General features: G+C 61.5%; 16 protein-coding genes. 6 read left to right on the top strand and 10 right to left on the bottom strand.

The features are described from left to right. Positions 1-41 precede the first annotated feature (41 nt). The 7 genes from EN993_RS08730 to EN993_RS08760 form a co-directional block, all read right to left on the bottom strand. Positions 42-1,508: a hypothetical protein gene (locus tag EN993_RS08730; RefSeq protein WP_127262941.1), complete on the bottom strand. Its 1,467-nt coding sequence runs from the start codon at positions 1,506-1,508 to the stop codon at positions 42-44. A gap of 277 nt (positions 1,509-1,785) precedes the next feature. Further along, positions 1,786-2,058, bottom strand: a complete 273-nt coding sequence (gene minE / locus EN993_RS08735; protein WP_023813379.1) for a cell division topological specificity factor MinE — start codon at positions 2,056-2,058, stop codon at positions 1,786-1,788. After that, positions 2,055-2,870 (bottom strand): septum site-determining protein MinD, encoded by an 816-nt coding sequence (gene minD / locus EN993_RS08740; RefSeq protein ID WP_126071144.1) that lies wholly within the window; start codon positions 2,868-2,870, stop codon positions 2,055-2,057. The genes minE and minD overlap by 4 nt, the downstream gene beginning before the upstream one ends. Positions 2,871-2,973: 103 nt before the next feature. After that, the gene (minC, locus tag EN993_RS08745; protein ID WP_127262942.1) at positions 2,974-3,768 is read right to left on the bottom strand and encodes a septum site-determining protein MinC; all 795 of its coding nucleotides are present in this window, start codon (positions 3,766-3,768) and stop codon (positions 2,974-2,976) included. Between the two features lie 284 nt (positions 3,769-4,052). Continuing rightward, on the bottom strand, positions 4,053-4,565 hold the full coding sequence (locus EN993_RS37355) for a hypothetical protein (protein WP_206532355.1): 513 nt from the start codon (positions 4,563-4,565) through the stop codon (positions 4,053-4,055). 144 nt (positions 4,566-4,709) lie between these two features. Continuing rightward, a complete protein-coding gene (locus tag EN993_RS08755; RefSeq protein WP_127262943.1) occupies positions 4,710-5,384 on the bottom strand; it encodes a hypothetical protein in 675 nt (224 codons plus the stop codon). Further along, the gene (locus EN993_RS08760) at positions 5,381-5,827 is read right to left on the bottom strand and encodes a hypothetical protein (RefSeq protein ID WP_127262944.1); all 447 of its coding nucleotides are present in this window, start codon (positions 5,825-5,827) and stop codon (positions 5,381-5,383) included. The genes EN993_RS08755 and EN993_RS08760 overlap by 4 nt, the downstream gene beginning before the upstream one ends. Positions 5,828-6,657: 830 nt before the next feature. On the opposite strand from EN993_RS08760, the gene EN993_RS08765 reads away from it, so the two are divergent. The 5 genes from EN993_RS08765 (at position 6,658) to EN993_RS08785 (ending at position 11,692) form a co-directional block, all read left to right on the top strand. After that, entirely contained in the window at positions 6,658-7,593 is a 936-nt protein-coding gene (locus EN993_RS08765) for a hypothetical protein (RefSeq protein ID WP_127262945.1), read from the top strand. Positions 7,594-7,604: 11 nt separating this feature from the next. Further along, complete coding sequence (locus tag EN993_RS08770) at positions 7,605-7,922, top strand: hypothetical protein (RefSeq protein WP_127262946.1); 318 nt, start codon at positions 7,605-7,607, stop codon at positions 7,920-7,922. Positions 7,923-8,114: 192 nt separating this feature from the next. Further along, complete coding sequence (locus tag EN993_RS08775) at positions 8,115-9,074, top strand: EamA family transporter (protein ID WP_127262947.1); 960 nt, start codon at positions 8,115-8,117, stop codon at positions 9,072-9,074. A gap of 200 nt (positions 9,075-9,274) precedes the next feature. Then, positions 9,275-9,808: a FecR domain-containing protein gene (locus EN993_RS08780; RefSeq protein ID WP_127262948.1), complete on the top strand. Its 534-nt coding sequence runs from the start codon at positions 9,275-9,277 to the stop codon at positions 9,806-9,808. Between the two features lie 6 nt (positions 9,809-9,814). After that, complete coding sequence (locus EN993_RS08785) at positions 9,815-11,692, top strand: adenylate/guanylate cyclase domain-containing protein (protein WP_109660637.1); 1,878 nt, start codon at positions 9,815-9,817, stop codon at positions 11,690-11,692. A 41-nt stretch (positions 11,693-11,733) separates the two neighbouring features. On the opposite strand, the gene EN993_RS08790 is transcribed toward EN993_RS08785, so the two are convergent. The 3 genes from EN993_RS08790 to EN993_RS08800 form a co-directional block, all read right to left on the bottom strand. Continuing rightward, on the bottom strand, positions 11,734-11,883 hold the full coding sequence (locus EN993_RS08790) for a hypothetical protein (RefSeq protein WP_109660636.1): 150 nt from the start codon (positions 11,881-11,883) through the stop codon (positions 11,734-11,736). A gap of 24 nt (positions 11,884-11,907) precedes the next feature. Next, positions 11,908-12,231 (bottom strand): DUF2934 domain-containing protein, encoded by a 324-nt coding sequence (locus EN993_RS08795; protein ID WP_127262949.1) that lies wholly within the window; start codon positions 12,229-12,231, stop codon positions 11,908-11,910. 365 nt (positions 12,232-12,596) lie between these two features. Then, positions 12,597-12,842: a hypothetical protein gene (locus tag EN993_RS08800; RefSeq protein ID WP_127262950.1), complete on the bottom strand. Its 246-nt coding sequence runs from the start codon at positions 12,840-12,842 to the stop codon at positions 12,597-12,599. A 514-nt stretch (positions 12,843-13,356) separates the two neighbouring features. Between EN993_RS08800 and EN993_RS08805 the strand changes: the two genes are divergently transcribed. Next, on the top strand, positions 13,357-16,759 hold a 3,403-nt coding region (locus tag EN993_RS08805; RefSeq protein ID WP_127262951.1), incomplete at its 3' end, for a Pls/PosA family non-ribosomal peptide synthetase.

The raw sequence follows: 16,759 nt of genomic DNA on the forward strand, positions 1-16,759 counted from the left end.
GGCCTCCCCCCCGGGTTCCTCGTGACGACGGTCAAGCGCGCCTAAGTCGCCGCGCGGAGGTTCCTGCGGATGCGCCGCCTGCCCGTTTCCCGTGCCTTCTCCGCCACCACGCCGGCAATCTCGACCACGCCGCTCTCGCGCGGTCTGCCATTGGTGGCCTTGTGCAGCCGCTCGTAGGGCAGCAATTCCTTGACCCGGGCATTGAGTGACTCGATTTCGGCCCTGAGATCGTCGCATTCCTGCCTCTGGACATCGAGCTGTATCTGCTCCGATGCCTGTTGCAGCGTGAGCTGCGAAAGATCGGCGTTCAATCTGGAAAGGCTCATCTTGTCGTTTTCGTTCTCATGGGTGAGAGCGGACAATCTTTCGTCGGCGATTTTCTTTTCGGCCAGCGCGTCGTTCAGTTCGGTCTTGAGCCTGGCGATTTCGCCGGCGGCCTCGCTGTTCTCGGTCGACGCCTGCTCCAGTCGCGATTGCAGGTCCTGGACCTCCGAACGCAGACCGCGCATTTCCGCCTGGCTGCGAGACAGTTCGGCTTCCCTGTCGCCTTCCATCATGCGGGCCGCTTCGGTTGCTTCCGACAGCTTCGCCTGTGCGGCCTCGAGCGACTTCTGCAGCCGCATCTCCTCTTTCTCGCTCTTGCCGAGCGCGGCCAGCAGTTCCGCGAGCCGCGCTGCTTCGCTGGCATGGATCGTCGAGAGCTCGTCGAGCCTGTGGCGCGCCTGGGATTCCCGCTTCAGCGCCTTGTCGAGATCGATGGACAGGCTGACATGCTTTTCCCGCAGCATCTTGCTCTCGCGCAAGCGCCTGTTGGCCTCGACCGTTCTGGCGGTCAGCCGCTTGGCGATGTCGCCGAACTCCGCGTCGCGTTTTGCGCTCGCATTGGCTGTCTCCACAAGCTCCAGCCTTACCGCGGCAAGCGCCGCACGAAGCGCCTCCCTGTCCTGAACCAGGCTTGTCTCGCGCTGTTGCAGCGCTTCGAAAGCGCCGTCACGCTCGCGCAGCTTTCTCACCGCGTCGTGCAGCTTTTCCGACAGCGTTCTTTGTTCCGCGCCGAGGCCCGCATTGGCAAGCTCGAACTCGTTGGCGCGAAGAATGTCGTTGTGCAGGATGTTGAGGAATTCGCGCGTCAGATGGTGTGAGGTCGCGATCTCCGACAGCTTGCCGTTGATCTCGTCCAGATAGTCCCTGGCGTCGTGGAAGAGCCCTTCAAAGGCACTCAGCGCAGCCAGCCGCGTCTGGGTATGGGGCGTCAGCCGTGGCGCGGTTTCGGGACTGCCCGCATCATCGGTGGTGTCCGCACTATCCGGATTTGCCGCATTCGCCTCGGGCGGCGCGTCGTCGGGTCCTGCCGCCTGATCCGAGGCATCCGCGACAGTGTCGCTCTTTGGCGGCGCCTGGCCCTCGGCGACGAGATCTGAATCCAGCGCATCCGCCAGATCGACCTGCAGTTCCTGGAATGCCTTGTCTACGTCTTCAGCACGCTTGAGCAAGCCCTTGAAGTTCATGCTCGAACTCCTTTTACGCACACCCCAACTCGGTACTTAACGAATTACTAACATGACCTTACATCCGCTGGCCGCACAGGGGAAGCCCCCGTTGGCGGCAAGGTAAATTTGGGACATTTGGGGGTTGGAACGCTGTGCGCAGCTTGCGCGGGTGTCGAAAAGCTTGGGGTCCTCGCCCCTGCAAAGCGCAGGAGGTCGGACCGAAGGTCCGGGTGGGGTGCTGCCCCCCACCCCGCTGCTTCGCAGCGACCCTCCCCACAAGGGGGAGGGTAAAAAGTCAGCCCGCCATCGCCATGGGCACGGCGCTCTTGTTGGGGATCTGGATATCGATTTCCAGCGTCGACATGGTCTCGCCGCGGTCCATCGAGACCTGCAGGTAATCCTGGTCGATCTGCACGTGCTTGGCGATGACGGCCATGATCTCCTCGCGCAGGATGGAGACGAGGTCGGGCTGGCTGCGGTTGCGGCGCTCATAGGCGAGCAGCACTTGCAGCCGCTCGCGCGCCACCGGCGCGCTGGAGCGCCGCTTGAAGATGTCGAGCAGGTTCATGCCGCCCTCCTTCCCAAAAGACGATCGAGGAAACCCTTGCGTTCGAAGGGCACGATGACAGGCAATTCCTCGCCTTCCAGCCGCCTGGCGGCGTCGAGATAGGCGCGTGCAGCAGTGTTGAGCGGCTCCGACAGCGTCACCGGCGAACCGAGGTTGGAGGCGCGCAGCACATCCTGGCTCTCGGGGATGATGCCGAGCAGCGGCACCGACAGGATCTCCAGCACGTCGTCGATGGACAGCATTTCGCCACGCGCCGCGCGGGCCGCGTCATAGCGCGTGACCAGCACATGCTTGGCGATGTGCTCGCCCTGCTCCGCCTTCATGGTGCGGGCGTCGAGCAGGCCGATGATGCGATCGGAATCGCGCACGGAGCTCACTTCCGGGTTGGTGACGATGACCGCCTCGTCGGCAAAGCGCATGGCGAGCTGCGCGCCGCGCTCGATGCCGGCCGGGCTGTCGCAGAACACATAGTCGAACACCGAGCGCAGCTTGTCGATGACTTCGCCGACGCCCTCCTCGGTCAGAGCATCCTTGTCGCGCGTCTGCGAGGCCGGCAGCAGGAACAGCGTCTCCACCCGCTTGTCGCGGATCAGCGCCTGCGACAGCTTGGCCGTGCCCTGGATGACGTTGACGAGGTCGAACACCACGCGCCGCTCGGCGCCCATGATCAGGTCGAGGTTGCGCAGGCCGACGTCGAAGTCGACCAAGGCCACCTTCTTGCCGGTCTTGGCGACCGCAGCCCCCAGGGCCGCCGTCGAGGTCGTCTTGCCGACGCCCCCCTTGCCCGAGGTGACCACCACTACCTTGCCCATTGAAAAGCCTCCGTTGTTGTTCATTTGTTGTTCTTGCCGGGCGGCCTCGGCCGCCCAAATATCGTGTTCTTGACGAGCGGCCCGGCCGCCCCAATATCGACTGTCAGCTCAGCGTCGAAACCCGCAGGCTCTCGCCATCGAGAAACGCCTGCACCGGCTTGCCGCGCGAAACACCTTCCATCTCCTCGGCGGTGACGTACCAGCCGTCGACCGCCAGCAGCTCCGCCTCGTTCTTGCGGCAGAAGATGCGCGCGCCCTTGTTGCCCAGCGCACCCGCCGAAGCGCGCCCGCGCAACGTGCCGTAGACATGGATCGACCCCGCCGCGATGATCTCCGAACCGGACGCGACCGAACCCAGCACGATGACATCGCCATGCGGATGCACGATCGCCTGGCCGGAGCGGATCGGCGCCTTGATCATCAGCGTGCCCGAAGCTTCCGGCGCAACCTGCGGCTCGCTTTCGTCCACCTTGCTTGCGCCAGCCTTGCCGCCCTTGTCCGGGCCGCCTTCAGGCGCCCTGCCCTCGGCCTTGTCGAAACCCTCCGCCCGCGCCTCGCGGGGCAGCAAACCATCGGTCGTCGCCTCCTTGGCGCCGACCAGCACCGGCGGCAGGTTGGGCTCGAGTGCGGTATGGCCGTCGAGCTCGATGGCGTAGATGCGGATGCCGCGATGGCCAAGCACATCGACCAGCGATTCGATCGCGGCGACATCGGGCTTCAAGGTGTTGAGATCAAGCACCACCGGCCGTCCGGAAAAATAGCCCGGCGAGTTGCCGATCCAGTGGTCGAGCCCCTCCAACCACACGTCCAAAGGCGCCTCCGGCGTCAGCGTGAAAGCGACGAAAGAGCGGGCGCGAAAACGAATGGATTTGGCCTCGAGGGGAGCGGCAAAAGTCACGGCTGGCGAATCCTTACTGAGAGGTAAACGCTAGCGAGGGAATGGTTAACGAATGGTTAATGCGAGGGAGGCGCTACTTGGCAACTGTGCGAGAAATTGGAAGGTCGGCTAAACGCCAGTTGCGGCCGCTATCCGGCTGTACGGAATGTCTAAATAGGGGCCGTTAGCGGCCCACCCGCTTTTCGGCAGTATCGCGAAAAGCGGTCGATGGTTCAGGCGATATATTGCTAGCCCGAACCAAACGTCATCAACCAAATCTTGGATACATAGCCAAAGGCGTCCCATCATACCTCTGGAGAGTCGTTTGGCGCAGAGCTAGAGGTCGTTCTGACCGGTTGCGGCGATTGGTACTGATCTCGCAGATGAACTGCGGTCTGGTCGATGCTCGGATAGACGGTAGTGGCGTTGATGTTGATGCGGTCGAGCTGCTCGAGGATGTGCGCCTTGCTCTGGATCGTGACACGGCTGATTTCGATACCGTCCTGGCCCGCATCGGGCAGCGCAACCTCGTGCCCGAATAGCAGGAATGCGCCAGACTGCGATTTGATGCGCGTGTTAGTGCGCTTCGCTTTGACGCAGATGGAGACGGCGTCGCTTGTTTGCTTGATCTCGCTGCACAGAAAGGTAGGCAATTTTTCAAGAAAGGCGATCGCCGTGGAATCGAGACCTTCAAGCCGTTTCTCTGTGTCGGACGGCGTGTATTCGAACATGCGCCCCCGACCCATGGTGACAACATCGACGCTCCCTTCGACATACTCCCAGCTGCCAAAAGAGATATAATTGAAGTTCTCCGTCATTTTCCTGTTCCGTTCGTCAAGCGCATTATCCAAAGAAGCGGAACAGCGAGAGCAATTCTGCATAACAGACACCTCCGCGATGCAGAGACGAATGAATGCTAGATTGCGTCAGCGGACAGCTCCGTTGGTTAGGATCGAAACAGCTCACGATTTGCGCTTCGCAACGTAGTTGCGGAAGGCCTCTTTGAATTTCGCTTCGAGATCTACTGCCTGGGCCGAACTCGGTGACGACAGATCGAACTCCCAACCAGCTCTATGATAGGCGATCATCCTTGCTGCGGAATCGGAGGTAGTGTTGGTCACCAGCAACCGATCTTGCTTACTGAGTTCTTCGGCGAGTCCGAGATACCCTCGCGCCAAACCCAACTGAAGGGTACTCGCATAAAACTTACATTCGGCTGCAATCAGGACCTTGCTAGCACGAGGATGTACCTTTTCTCCGCGACAGACGCGCGCTTCGTGTCGATCGATCACGGCGACATCACATTCGTGGAGGACACCCGAGCGCCCTGATACCTTGACGCCGATATGCGCCTCGAGCGGCGGGCAGCCTGGCAAGTCTATAATGGCGTGGGTGTATTTTTTCTTCGGGCTGAAGATATCGCCCGGCGAGGTTCGGAAAATCAGGTTGGTGGTGCCATTTCCGTCGTTAGCTTCGAAAACGACGGTGGCCCCAGCGGCGCGGCCCGCCTTTACGACGATCGCGAGCGCATAGCACTCGAATACGTCATTCGCATCCGACGCTGCAGAGTAATTCATGCCATATGCCGGACTGAGGATCGCGGAGACCTGTCCGATGAGATCCGATGCGGTCATCATGCGGCGGTTACTCCAGCTTGCTGGCGCAGTTCCCTCAAGCGGCGGCGACCTGCCTCCTGCTGTTCGCCTGAATCGCTGTTTAAGCTGTGGCCGTCATCGCCTTCTCGTTCAGAAACGAACGTCACGCTCTTTGCTTCCAATATCTTTAGCGCATCGATTGCGAACTGCGGAAGAGCCATTACGCGATCGATGGCATCGAGAAGAAGATTCAGGCGCTCAATGTTGGAAAAGGGCTGAGTCGTTACGAAATCCTGCATTTGCCGTCTGCCGCGCCGCTGACCGGCGACTTGGTCATCGATGAACTCGCTGGCATCAGCTTTTGTAATGACCGTCTTTCCGAGATAGTTGCTCTCCTTCACTTGCTCTACTACCCAATCCAATCCGACCTTTCGGAGCAGATCGGTGATCCCCCCATAAGCGGTCTTCGCCTCTTCTTCATCCATCGCTTTTCGCCCCGGAGCTTTGGTTGTGTGACGCCGTGATAGTAGCCGCGGCGCCTAACCTCGTCAGCGCGAAAGAAAGATCAAGTACCCGGAGCCTTCGTCCCGGTCTAAATGTCCACTCTCATGCAATTCAATGACGCTGTGCAGCGGCGGGCAGTCCGCGGCAGGGTCCGATCCCAATCAAAAGTGCTTGGTACTGCCGAAAATTACCAACCGGTGTGACCCGCGCGGATGACGACTTTTGTCCGGCGCAGTCGCTCGCCGCTGAGACCTCGGAGGAACGACCGGTTTCGGGCGAGGGGTGTCATCGTCCGAACGGCGAAGATTAGGGGCATTGCTGTCCCGGCAGCCTTTTGGCCGAGAGCGGACTGGCAGCCTCGGGCAAAAGCCCCTCGTGAAGCGGTCATGCGCGCGAATGTCATTGTCGGCTCTAGCCAGTTTCTCTGCCTCGATGGCACGCGGCGAACGCAGTGGCACCCCTCGTCATAACGCCGGCTCCAACTCCATGACAGAAAATCCACGGGCCTTGAGTTAGGCACTAATTCACCTCCGCGCGGTTGAAATCCTTTGGCGATAACCATCCTTTTTCTGCGAGCGGGAAAATGACTCGTTGTAACCGTAACGAGCCCACTTCGATGCGTCTGAAATTAGGCGCTCCGTATCAAGACTCACTTGAACTAGTCTTCAGTCCTCGCGAGGAAGGCACGTTGATAGATTTCGAATCAAGTCCAGAATCCCTGAAAATATATCTGTGAGTTTATGAGAGAGACGATTGCGCAAAATCGCGCCCAAGTAGAGATTGCCCATGTAAATAAATTAAGGGGGCTCTCTTGAAACGCTGGATGTTGCTGCCGGCTTGCGTGCTGGCGTTGCATGGATGTGCAATTCGACCTCTGCCCGAGCAATCGACGACATTCAATACGTCTGCCATTGTCCGCAAAATTCGATGCGAAACCCGTGAGGCTTTCAGACATCAGATGATTGCTTGGCTTGAGGCACAGGATAAGGAGCCGGCGGCACTACGCGTGGCCAAAGCACTTAGAGCAAGAACGCCGGTGGCAGAGATCGATTATCGTGGGCTAGACCCTGATACCGCTTACCCGATTTCCCTGCTGGCGGGTACCGCAGTCGTGTATTCATTCAATTTTGATATGACCTTCACGGCCAACAATTCAGCGAGCTTAGACCTTCTTGACACCTATCGCCTGGGTAAGAAGACATTGGGGTTGGGTGGTTCAATCAATCGAAGCCGCAACAACAAACGTGTTTTTGTGGTAGCCGACACATTTGGCGGCCTCTACAAGGACTTAGATGACGACTATTGTGATGACCGGAACGAAGTTCCTAACTCTTTTTATCCGATAACAGGCAATATCGGCATGGATGAGCAGGTATCCACGTTCGTGGACATGGCGATATTCAACAATCTTTCGGGCAAAGAAGGCGCAGCAACAGGCCCGCAGACGATGGCCGACACACTGCTTTTCACAACGAGTCTAACAGCAAGTGCGGATCCGAAGATTGCACTATCACCAGTTGATGGTGTTACGGCAGGGGGGCTAAGCAGTTCAATTTCCAGGGAAGATAAGCATCAGGTAATCGTCGCGTTTGCGTTGCCCGTGCCCGGCAAGAACACTAATCAAGTCGCAGAGTTTTTTGGAAAATTTCTTAGCGGCAGCGGAAACGCAACTGTTCGCCGCGCACTGCGCCAAGCGGACGAAGCAATCCAACAGAGTGTCGCGAGTGAAATTCTATCACTTCAATAAGGGGATCAACCATGACCACGAGTGAGGGCAAGCCGCGCCGGCTGAAAGCACCTTTTGCAGAGTCAACATCGGCGATGAAATTCAGTGCAACGAAAAGCATGAGGTTCATCAAAAATTTGGAAAAGCACGGTGTCCTCGCCGATTTTATAAGGTTGTCAAAGGCTGATCCGGAGGCCACACTGACGTTCAGCAAGAATTCACTTAATCTGATGAAGAAACTTCTACAGGAGAAGGGTGCCGACAAGGTCGATGTTTTCTCTAAGAGTATCGTTGGTGATCCAAAAAAGAAGAGCAAAAGCAAAAAGGAATGCCCGCACTGGGAGGGATAGCGGTAAGTCGAATGGCTAGAAGGCGGCGCAAAGCTGTCGTTGAAAATTGATGGGACGGCGGTCGCCTGCGGGTAAAAATTGACGCTAACCCAACTCGGGTTCTTGTCGGCCTTTCAAAACGGATGCACGCCCCAACGACACAGGGTATGTTGTCCCCGTCCGGCCGAGGTCGTCGAAGGGGGAGGACATGGCATGCAGGCAGTGCCGATAGCGCATCAAGCCGCGCAACCCGTGGCCGGCCCCGTATCCTCCCTCGCCGGCTATCCGGCCGCCGTCCTGTGCTGGCTGCTTTCGGCTGGTGTCTATATCGCGGCCAAATGGGTGGCGCCTGAAATGCCGCCCTGGGGCCTCTGCTTCTGGCGGCTGACGCTTGCTTGCGCCATCCTGCTGCCGATTGTGCACCGTCATCACGAGGCGATGATCGGGCTTTTGCGAACGCGCGCCGTGGAGGTCGTCGCCGTGGGGGCGATCGGCCTCACGCTCTGCCAGGGTATGATCTACCATGGCCTCAACGACACCGACGCCACCACGGCCGGCATCATCATGGCGCTGTCGCCTGTCATGACGATGGTGCTCGCCCGTTTCGTGCTGGGCGAGCCGCTCGGGCTGGGGAAGTCGCTCGGCGCGCTGGTTGCGCTTGCCGGGATGATTTTCATCGTTGCCCACGGCAACCTGACGGCGCTGCTGCAACTCAAGATCAACGCCGGCGAGCTGTGGATCGTCGGCAGCGCGTTCTGCTGGGGCCTCTACACCGTGCTTTTGCGCCGTGCCAAATTCGGCATCGAACTGCTGCCGATGGTCGTGCTGCTGCTCGGCGCGGGCGCGCTGGTCGCCTTGCCTTTCCATGTGTGGGAATTGTTCAACGACGAACGCTCCGCCATGAACGTCCACAGCATTCTCGCGCTCGCCTATCTGGCAGGCCCCGGCGGCGCCTTGATGTACTATCTCTACAACAAAAGCGTGGAAACGCTCGGCGCGAGCCGGGCAAGCATGCTGCTCTACCTGCAGACAGTGTTCGTGGCCATGCTCGCCTATCTGCTGCTCGGCGAGGGCTTGCACGATTACGATCTGGTCGGTGCGGCCTTCATCGTCGCCGGCATCGTACTCGCCACAGTGGTCAAACCCAGGCCAGCTCAACCACGCGTGGCGTAGACATCTTGCGAGTGACGGCAGGGCCGCTAGCGCTTGGTTTACATCGCGGCCTTGCTTGGTGTCGGAGCGGGGTTGTCGTGTTAGGATCGCCGGTCGACATCCCTCGGCGCAACACGGCTGCAAGTGCCGGTTCGCATGCTACCGGGCTGGCGCCGGCAGGATTTTCTTGTCGCGGATTTCGCAAGAGCAAGGGGACGTCGATGAACGCAAGGGACCGATCTTTCCGCTGCCTGATGGTGGCTGGCCTGTTTGCCGGTGTCTTCTGGGTGGATGCCGCCCTGGCGCAGGACGCAGGGTGTACGCTCGAGCCGGTGGCCGGTACGGCCCGGCAGATTCTGAAATGTCGCAAAGGCCTCACCGTCATTGTGGAAGAGGGCGCTCGTTTTACGCTGGAGGACGGCGATCGAAACGGCAAGGCCGATGCGGTCAGGTTGCGGCGCAAGGCGCTGCTGCTCGATGCACCAGCCGGCTCGGTCCCGGGTGGCTTCGCGGTTGTCACCCCGCAGGCGATCGCCGCGGTGCGAGGCACCAAATGGGCAGTCGACACAGGCGAGGGCAAGACGTCTGTTTTCGTCCTCAGGGGCCGCGTCGCCGTGCACAGGGCGGCGTCCGATGCCGGGGTGGTGCTGAAGCCGGGCGAAGGCGTCGACGTCGAGCCCGGAACGGCACCGCTCACCGTCAAGCGCTGGCCCGCCAAGCGCGTTTCCGCATTGCTGGCCCGTTTCGGCCTGTGAGCCGCGGTGAGCAGGCGGGCGCTTCCGACGCTGATCGCGCTCATTCTCGCGGGTCTTTGGGGTGCCGGCCTGGGCTTCGCGCACTGGCGCGGTCATCTGTGGTTTCTCGATCGCGTCGAAGCAACGATGACCGACCTTCGAACGCTCGTTCGAGGAACGGCAAAGCCACCGGAGCTGATCACCATTGTCGCCATAGACGATGAAGCGGTGCGGCACGAGGGCACATATCCCCTCAGCCGCGCCACGCTTGCCCGGCTTGTCGATACGATCGCCGGCCTTGGACCAAAAGCCATTGCGCTCGACCTGCTGCTGGTCGATCCCGGAGCAAAGGACAACGATGAGGCGCTCGCGCGTTCGCTGAGCGGGGGCAGAAGCGTCATCGCTGCCGCGGCGGTCTACCCCGGAGGTGAACAATGGACGGTGGCCGAGGGCGAAGGGCCCCTCGCCCGCGTGCCGAATGCCGAGCGGTTTCTGTGGCCCCTGAAGGCGTTCTCGGATGCCGCGGCTGTCGGCGTCGTCAACGTGGTTACCGACAAGACGGGAACGCCCCGGTTCGTGCCGTTGCTGTTTCGGGCCGGACCCCAGCTGGAAGCGTCTTTCTCCTTGCGTGTCGCCACCATGGCAGCAGGTGAGGATCCAGAAATCGCACCCGATCATCTCTCGCTGGGCGGACGGCCGATCCGGACCGACATTGGTCACATCCTGCCTCTGACATTCTACGGCCCCCGCGGCACGATCCGCACGATCAGCGCGGCGACCGTGCTGGAGGGCCAACTCGATCCCGGCACCATCCGGGATCGAATCGTCGTGATCGGAGCAACCGCAACCGGCACCGGCGATGTCTTCCCGACACCGTTCGATCCAATACTCCCGGGCGTCGAAGTCATGTCGACGGCGATTGCCCATCTGATGAGCGGCGACGGTACAGTGCGGGACCAGTATGTCCGGCTTGCGGATGCCGGCTTTGCGGTGGTGCTGCCCATGATTCTCGTGGGGCTGTTGGCATGGCGGCGAAACGCCAGCGGCCTCGCGGCGATCGCCGGCGTGGTCCTGATCTGGTTCGTGGTCAACATGACCGCTTTCTCGCACCACATCTGGCTGAGCGCCGCGTTGCCGATGGCCGCCGCCGTTCCGCCGGCTATCTTGTTTGGAGCCGCGCAGCTTTGGCTGGGCAGGAGCCGGGCCCAGTTTTTCGCAACGCAGAGCCAATTGCTTCAACGCGTTGAAGCCTCGGGCATGGGGGAGTGGCTCGCCAAGCATGGCGACTTCCTCTCGGACCCCGTGCGGGGAGACGCCGCCATCCTGTTCATCGACCTGTCCGGCTTCACCGGGCTGAGTGAAACATTGGGGCCGGTCGCCACACGCGAACTCCTGAACAATTTCCATGCGTTGGTCGACGAAGAAGTGGCGCGCTGCGGTGGCGTCGTCACGAGTTTCATGGGTGACGGAGCCATGATCCTGTTCGGCCTGCCGGAACCAGCGACAAACGACGCCTTCAATGCCGCCCGCTGTTGTGTGGGGCTCTCCAGCCGCACCAACGATTGGCTCGCCTCGTTGCCGGCATCGACCGCATCCCGGCTCGGCTTCAAGATTGGAGCCCACCACGGAACAATCGTGGCCTCTCGACTCGGCAGCGAAGGCCGTCAGCACATCGCGGCCATCGGTGACACTGTCAACGTTGCCAGTCGCTTGATGGAGATCGCGGCCGACCAGAATGCTGACGTCGCGGTGAGTGACAAAATGCTTGATGTCGCCGGCCGCGACTGCGCGTTGTTCAAATCCGGCACCCTGAAAGGACCTGTGGAAACGCAGATCCGTGGGCGATCCGGCTCGCTCGCAATCTGGTTTTGGCAGAGTGCACGGACGGCGAAGATCAGGCCCTGATCAATGGTGGCCGGCGCCCCTTCGCCAGGCTTCGAGACCACTCAATGCCGCTTGAAATACTGCACTTCCCTCTCATGCTTCTCCGCCGCCTCGCGGGTATCGAACGTGCCGAGGTTGCGCCGCTTGCCGGTCTTTTCGTCCTTCTTGCGTGAATAGAGGCGGTATTTTCCGCCTTTCAGTTTCCGGATCATCTCGCTCTCCCGGCTTGGCCCTGATCAGGATTTCCGCTTGGCCTTGAGGCTGCGCGCGGCTTGCTCGACCGCGGCACGGTCGTTGCCCAGCCGATCGATCAGCGCCTGCGCCTCGTCGCCCGATAGGCCGGTGCGCATCGCCAGCGCCTCGACCTCCAGCACGTCGGTACTGGCGATCTCGCCGGTTTCCGGCAGCGCATCGCCTGCCGTCAGCGGCAGCGCGGCCTCCCTGTCGATCTCGGCCTCGGCTTGGTGCCAGTGCCGCTCCGGGTCGCCGTGAAGGCCGCCCTCGCGTTGCCAGATGTCGTATGCCCGCTGCTGGATTTTTTCGTGCCGTTCGTCACCCATGATCATTCCTCCGGTTGCGTCAGGGAAGAACGCTTCGCCGATCCGAACGATCCAAAAAATTTGCGTGATCGCGCGCGAAGGCCCGCACGAAGGTGGCGCCCTATGGCCTGCCGGCCATCCCCACTTGTGGGGAGATTCGCAAAACCCGCCTGGGCGGCGGGTCATTGGCGCAAATCAGCATCGTGGGCGAATATGTAGCATAGCCGCCCTCACAATGTAAAGAATAAATTCCTATCGAAAAGCCACAGGGAATAGCTGCAGACCATCGGACTGGCCGTCGTCCGGCCCTTTGTCGACCTGAGTTCGCAGCCCAGGCGGCGGGCGAGCCGCCGCCTGGATGCCGGCCATGGCGGCCGAATTTGGTGTCAGCGGCCCCAGATGCCCTGGCCATAACCCGGTGCAGGCATGCCGGAGGTCGCAGTTCCCTCCACGGTGCTGTCGGTGATGCTCTTGGTGACGCTGACCGCGCCGCCGGAGATCATCGAATGGGAACCGGCAGTTGGATAGCTGCCGGCGGCAGGGACGAAGTCCGAGTCAAAGTGGTCGCTGCCGGCAAAAGCCATGCCGGAGGCAAACAGGAACACGGCAATGCTGAAAATGATCTTCTTCATTTCAAGTCTCCATCTTTTGAAAGTTGACATCGGCCTCGACGCGCCGCCCGCATCGCATTCATGAGGCTGTCTTCTGCTCTTCGGGCGAAACCGGCCAGCCGCGATCCCCTCGGGATCCGCGGCGGCAGGTTGTCAGCGCACGACCGTCTTGGTTCGTTGGTGCGCTGTTGCGGCGTCTTATAGGGGCGTGGTGTTTGTGCGGGCGTGGGACCCGGCGTGGTAGCAACCATTGCAGGAGTGGAATTTTGCGTTGAATTCGGCCGGAAAGCGCGGCGAATGCGGGCAGCAGGGGTCAGCGCGCCCCTTAAACCGACAGCCTCATATCCACTGAGAGCGCTGCGGCATTCCCTCCCCAGCAAGGGCCAACAAGGGGAGGCTGAAGAGCGGCCAGACACACTCCAGAAACAATATTCAACAGTTCGGAAAAACTGCCGAAAAGATCGGATGGCATAACCACCCCGCAACGGCCGGGAAAATGGCCGCGCCGGGCGATTCCCGGCCTGGACGGGAAAGTATGGAAATGGATCACGGTCTCGATATCGCCGGACTGGACAGGGACCGATCGGACAGCCAGCCAGAAACCGGCCTGGCAAGCCTCGATGCGCTGGTAAAAACAGCCCCCGCAACAGTCGCACGCGGGCAAATCCTGACGGGCGCCGACTTTGCCCGGCAAGGCCTGCCCGGCGAGCGGCTCGATACGGTGTTCGAAGAGCTCGCGCAGACATTCGCGGCTCTGCCGGCCGTGATCTCCGACGGGCGTGTCTGGACCTATCAGGAGCTGGACAGCCGCGCCAACCAGTTCGCCCGCCTGCTGGTCAAGCGCGGCGTCCGGCCGGGCCACCGGGTCGGGCTCATTCTCGACCGCTCGGCGGAGACCTATGTCGCGCTGCTGGCGGTGATGAAGGCGGGTGCGGCCTTCGTGCCGCTGGCCACCGCGTTTCCCGAAGAGCGGATGGCGCTCATCATCGAGGACGCCGGCGTCAGCCTGATCGTCACCATCGCCGCCTATGCGTCGCGCGCCGGTCAACTGCCGGTTCCGCATCTGCTGATCGACAGCGCGGCTGCCGAGATCTCCAAACAGTCCGACGCGCCGCTGAAGCCGCAGGCGAAAACCGCTTCAGCCGATGACACCTGCTACATCCTCTACACCTCGGGCACGACCGGCAAGCCCAAGGGCGTGGTCATCAAGCACCAGAGCTTCGTCAACTTCATCCGCGTCGCCGCCGCCTCCTACGGCTACCGGCCGGGTGACCGTGTCTATCAGGGCATGACCATCGCCTTCGACTTTTCCTCCGAAGAGATCTGGGTGCCGTTTGTCGCCGGCGCGACGGTGGTGCCGGCTCCTGGCCAGATGCCGCTGGTGGGCGAGGAACTGGCCGATTTCCTAAGACATCACGACATCACCTGCATGGCCTGCAGCCCGACGCTTCTGTCGTCGATGACATCAGACGTGCCCAGCCTGCGCACGCTTCTGGTGGGCGGCGAGGCCTGCCCGCACAATCTGGTAGTGCGCTGGTCGAAGCCGGGGCGGCAGATCCTCAACACCTATGGTCCGACCGAAGCGACCGTCACGGCAACCATGGGCGTGCTGACGCCTGACAGTCCGGTCACCATCGGCGCGCCGTTGCCGACCTATTCCATCGTCATTCTCGACGCATCGCTGCCGCAACTAGCCGAGCCTGGCGAACTGGGCGAGATCGGCATCGCCGGCATCGGGCTCGCGGTCGGCTATCTCAACAGGCCCGACCTGACCGAACAGAAATTCATTGCCGATTTCCTCGGCCTGCCGAACAACCCGTCCAGGCGTATCTACCGCACGGGCGACCTTGGCCGGATCAACGACCAGGGCGAGATCGAATATGCCGGGCGCATCGACACCCAGGTGAAGATCCGCGGCTACCGCATCGAGCTCGGCGAGATCGAGGCGGTGCTGCTCGACCAGCCCGAGATCGCACAGGCTGCCGTCACCACCTGGGAGATCGAGCCCGGCCGCGTCGAGCTCGTCGCCTACTACGCGCCCAAGGCCGGCGTGCCGGCGATTTCCCGCGCCGATCTTGCCCAGACGATGAAGCGGCGCCTGCCGGATTACATGGTGCCCTCCTACCTGGAGGAGCTGCCGGCGATCCCGATGACGGTCTCCAACAAGGTGGACCTGCGCCAGCTGCCGAAACCGACGAGCGTGCGGCTTTCGGCCGATCGCGCGATGGTGGCGCCCGGCAATGACGACGAGCGCTTCCTGGCCGAAGCATTGGCCACCGTGCTGAAATTCGACGAGGTGTCCGTCGAGGACAATTTCTTCGACGATCTCGGCGCCAACTCGCTGCTGATGGCGCATTTCTGCGCGCGCGTACGCACCAGGAAGGAATGGGCGACGGCGTCGATGCGCGACATCTATCTGCATCCGACCGTGGCGCGCCTGGCGCTCCATCTGGGCGGGGCGGAGGAGATGACAACGGCCACCAATGAGCCTGTCCTCACCCGCCGGGCCTCGAATTTTGCCTACTGGACCTGCGGCGCCGCGCAGCTGCTGTTCTACGGGCTCTACAGCTATGTCGCTTTGTGGGCGATCAATGGCGGCCTCAACTGGATGTATGACGCGCTCGACGATCCGCTGCAGCTCTATATCAGGTGCGTGGTGCTCTCGACCGGCGTGTTCTTCGGCATGACGGGCTTCGCCGTCCTTGCGAAATGGGTGCTCATCGGCCGCTGGAAGGCAGAGGCCTTTCCCATCTGGGGCCTGCGCTACTATCGCTTCTGGATCGTCAAGACACTGATCCGCACCGCGCCCGTCGTCCTGTTCCGCGGCAGCCCGCTCTACAGCTTCTATCTGCAGCTTCTGGGCACCAGGATCGGGAAAAACGCGGTCATCGAATCCAAATCCGTACCCGTCTGCACGGATCTGATTTCAATTGGCGCCAACACCATCCTGCGCAAGGAATCGCTGATTCTCGGCTTTCGCGCGCAGTCCGGCTACATCCATATGGGTCCGCTCTCCATCGGCCGCGATGCCTTCGTGGGTGTGGGTTCAACGCTCGACATCGACACCGCGATCGGCAACGGCGCCCAGCTCGGCCATGCGTCCGCGCTGCTGCGCGGGCAAAGCATCCCGGACGGTGAACACTGGCATGGGTCGCCGGCCGTGCCGACCACGGCCGACTATTGCAAGGTGCGCAATGTCGATCCTTCCAACATCCGCCGCTTCCTCTTCGAAGCGGTCCAGCTGATCGGGCTGTTTGCCGTTGTCATCCCGCTGCCGCTGCTGTTCCACAGCTATTGGGAGAATGTCGGCGACGACTATCAGGAGACAATCGGCCTTGTCGCGATCGGCACCACGGTCACGCTTTTCGGCTATATCGCGGTGGCCTTCCTGGCAGCGACGCTGGTGCCGCGCCTGGTCAGCTTGCTGTTGAAACCCGGCCGCACCTACACGCTTTACGGCTTCCGCTACTGGCTGCAGACCGCCGCCGAATTCACCAGCAACTCCCGCGTGCTCGGCCTCCTGTTCGGCGACAGCTCGGCGATCGTGCACTATATCAGCGCCATCGGCTGGAACCTCAACAAGGTGGTGCAGACAGGTTCCAACTTCGGCAGCAACCAGCAGCACGAAAACCCGCTTCTGTGCGAGATCGGCACCGAGACCATGGTGTCGGACGGATTGTTCATGATCAACATGCACAAATCCGCCTCCGCCTTCCGGCTCGAGCCGACGCGCATCGGCGAGCGCAACTATCTCGGCAACAACATCTACTATCCGCCGGACGGGCGCACCGGCGACAACGTCCTGCTCGGCACCAAGGTGATGATCCCCATCGATGGGCCGTTGCGCGAGAATGTCGGGCTTCTCGGTTCGCCTGCCTTTGAAATCCCGCGCATGGTCAACCGCGACAAGGAACTCATCGCTGGCGTCGACGAGGCTG

The organism is Mesorhizobium sp. M7D.F.Ca.US.004.01.2.1, from assembly GCF_003997785.1.
In the GTDB taxonomy this organism is placed as follows: Bacteria; Pseudomonadota; Alphaproteobacteria; order Rhizobiales; family Rhizobiaceae; genus Mesorhizobium; species Mesorhizobium loti.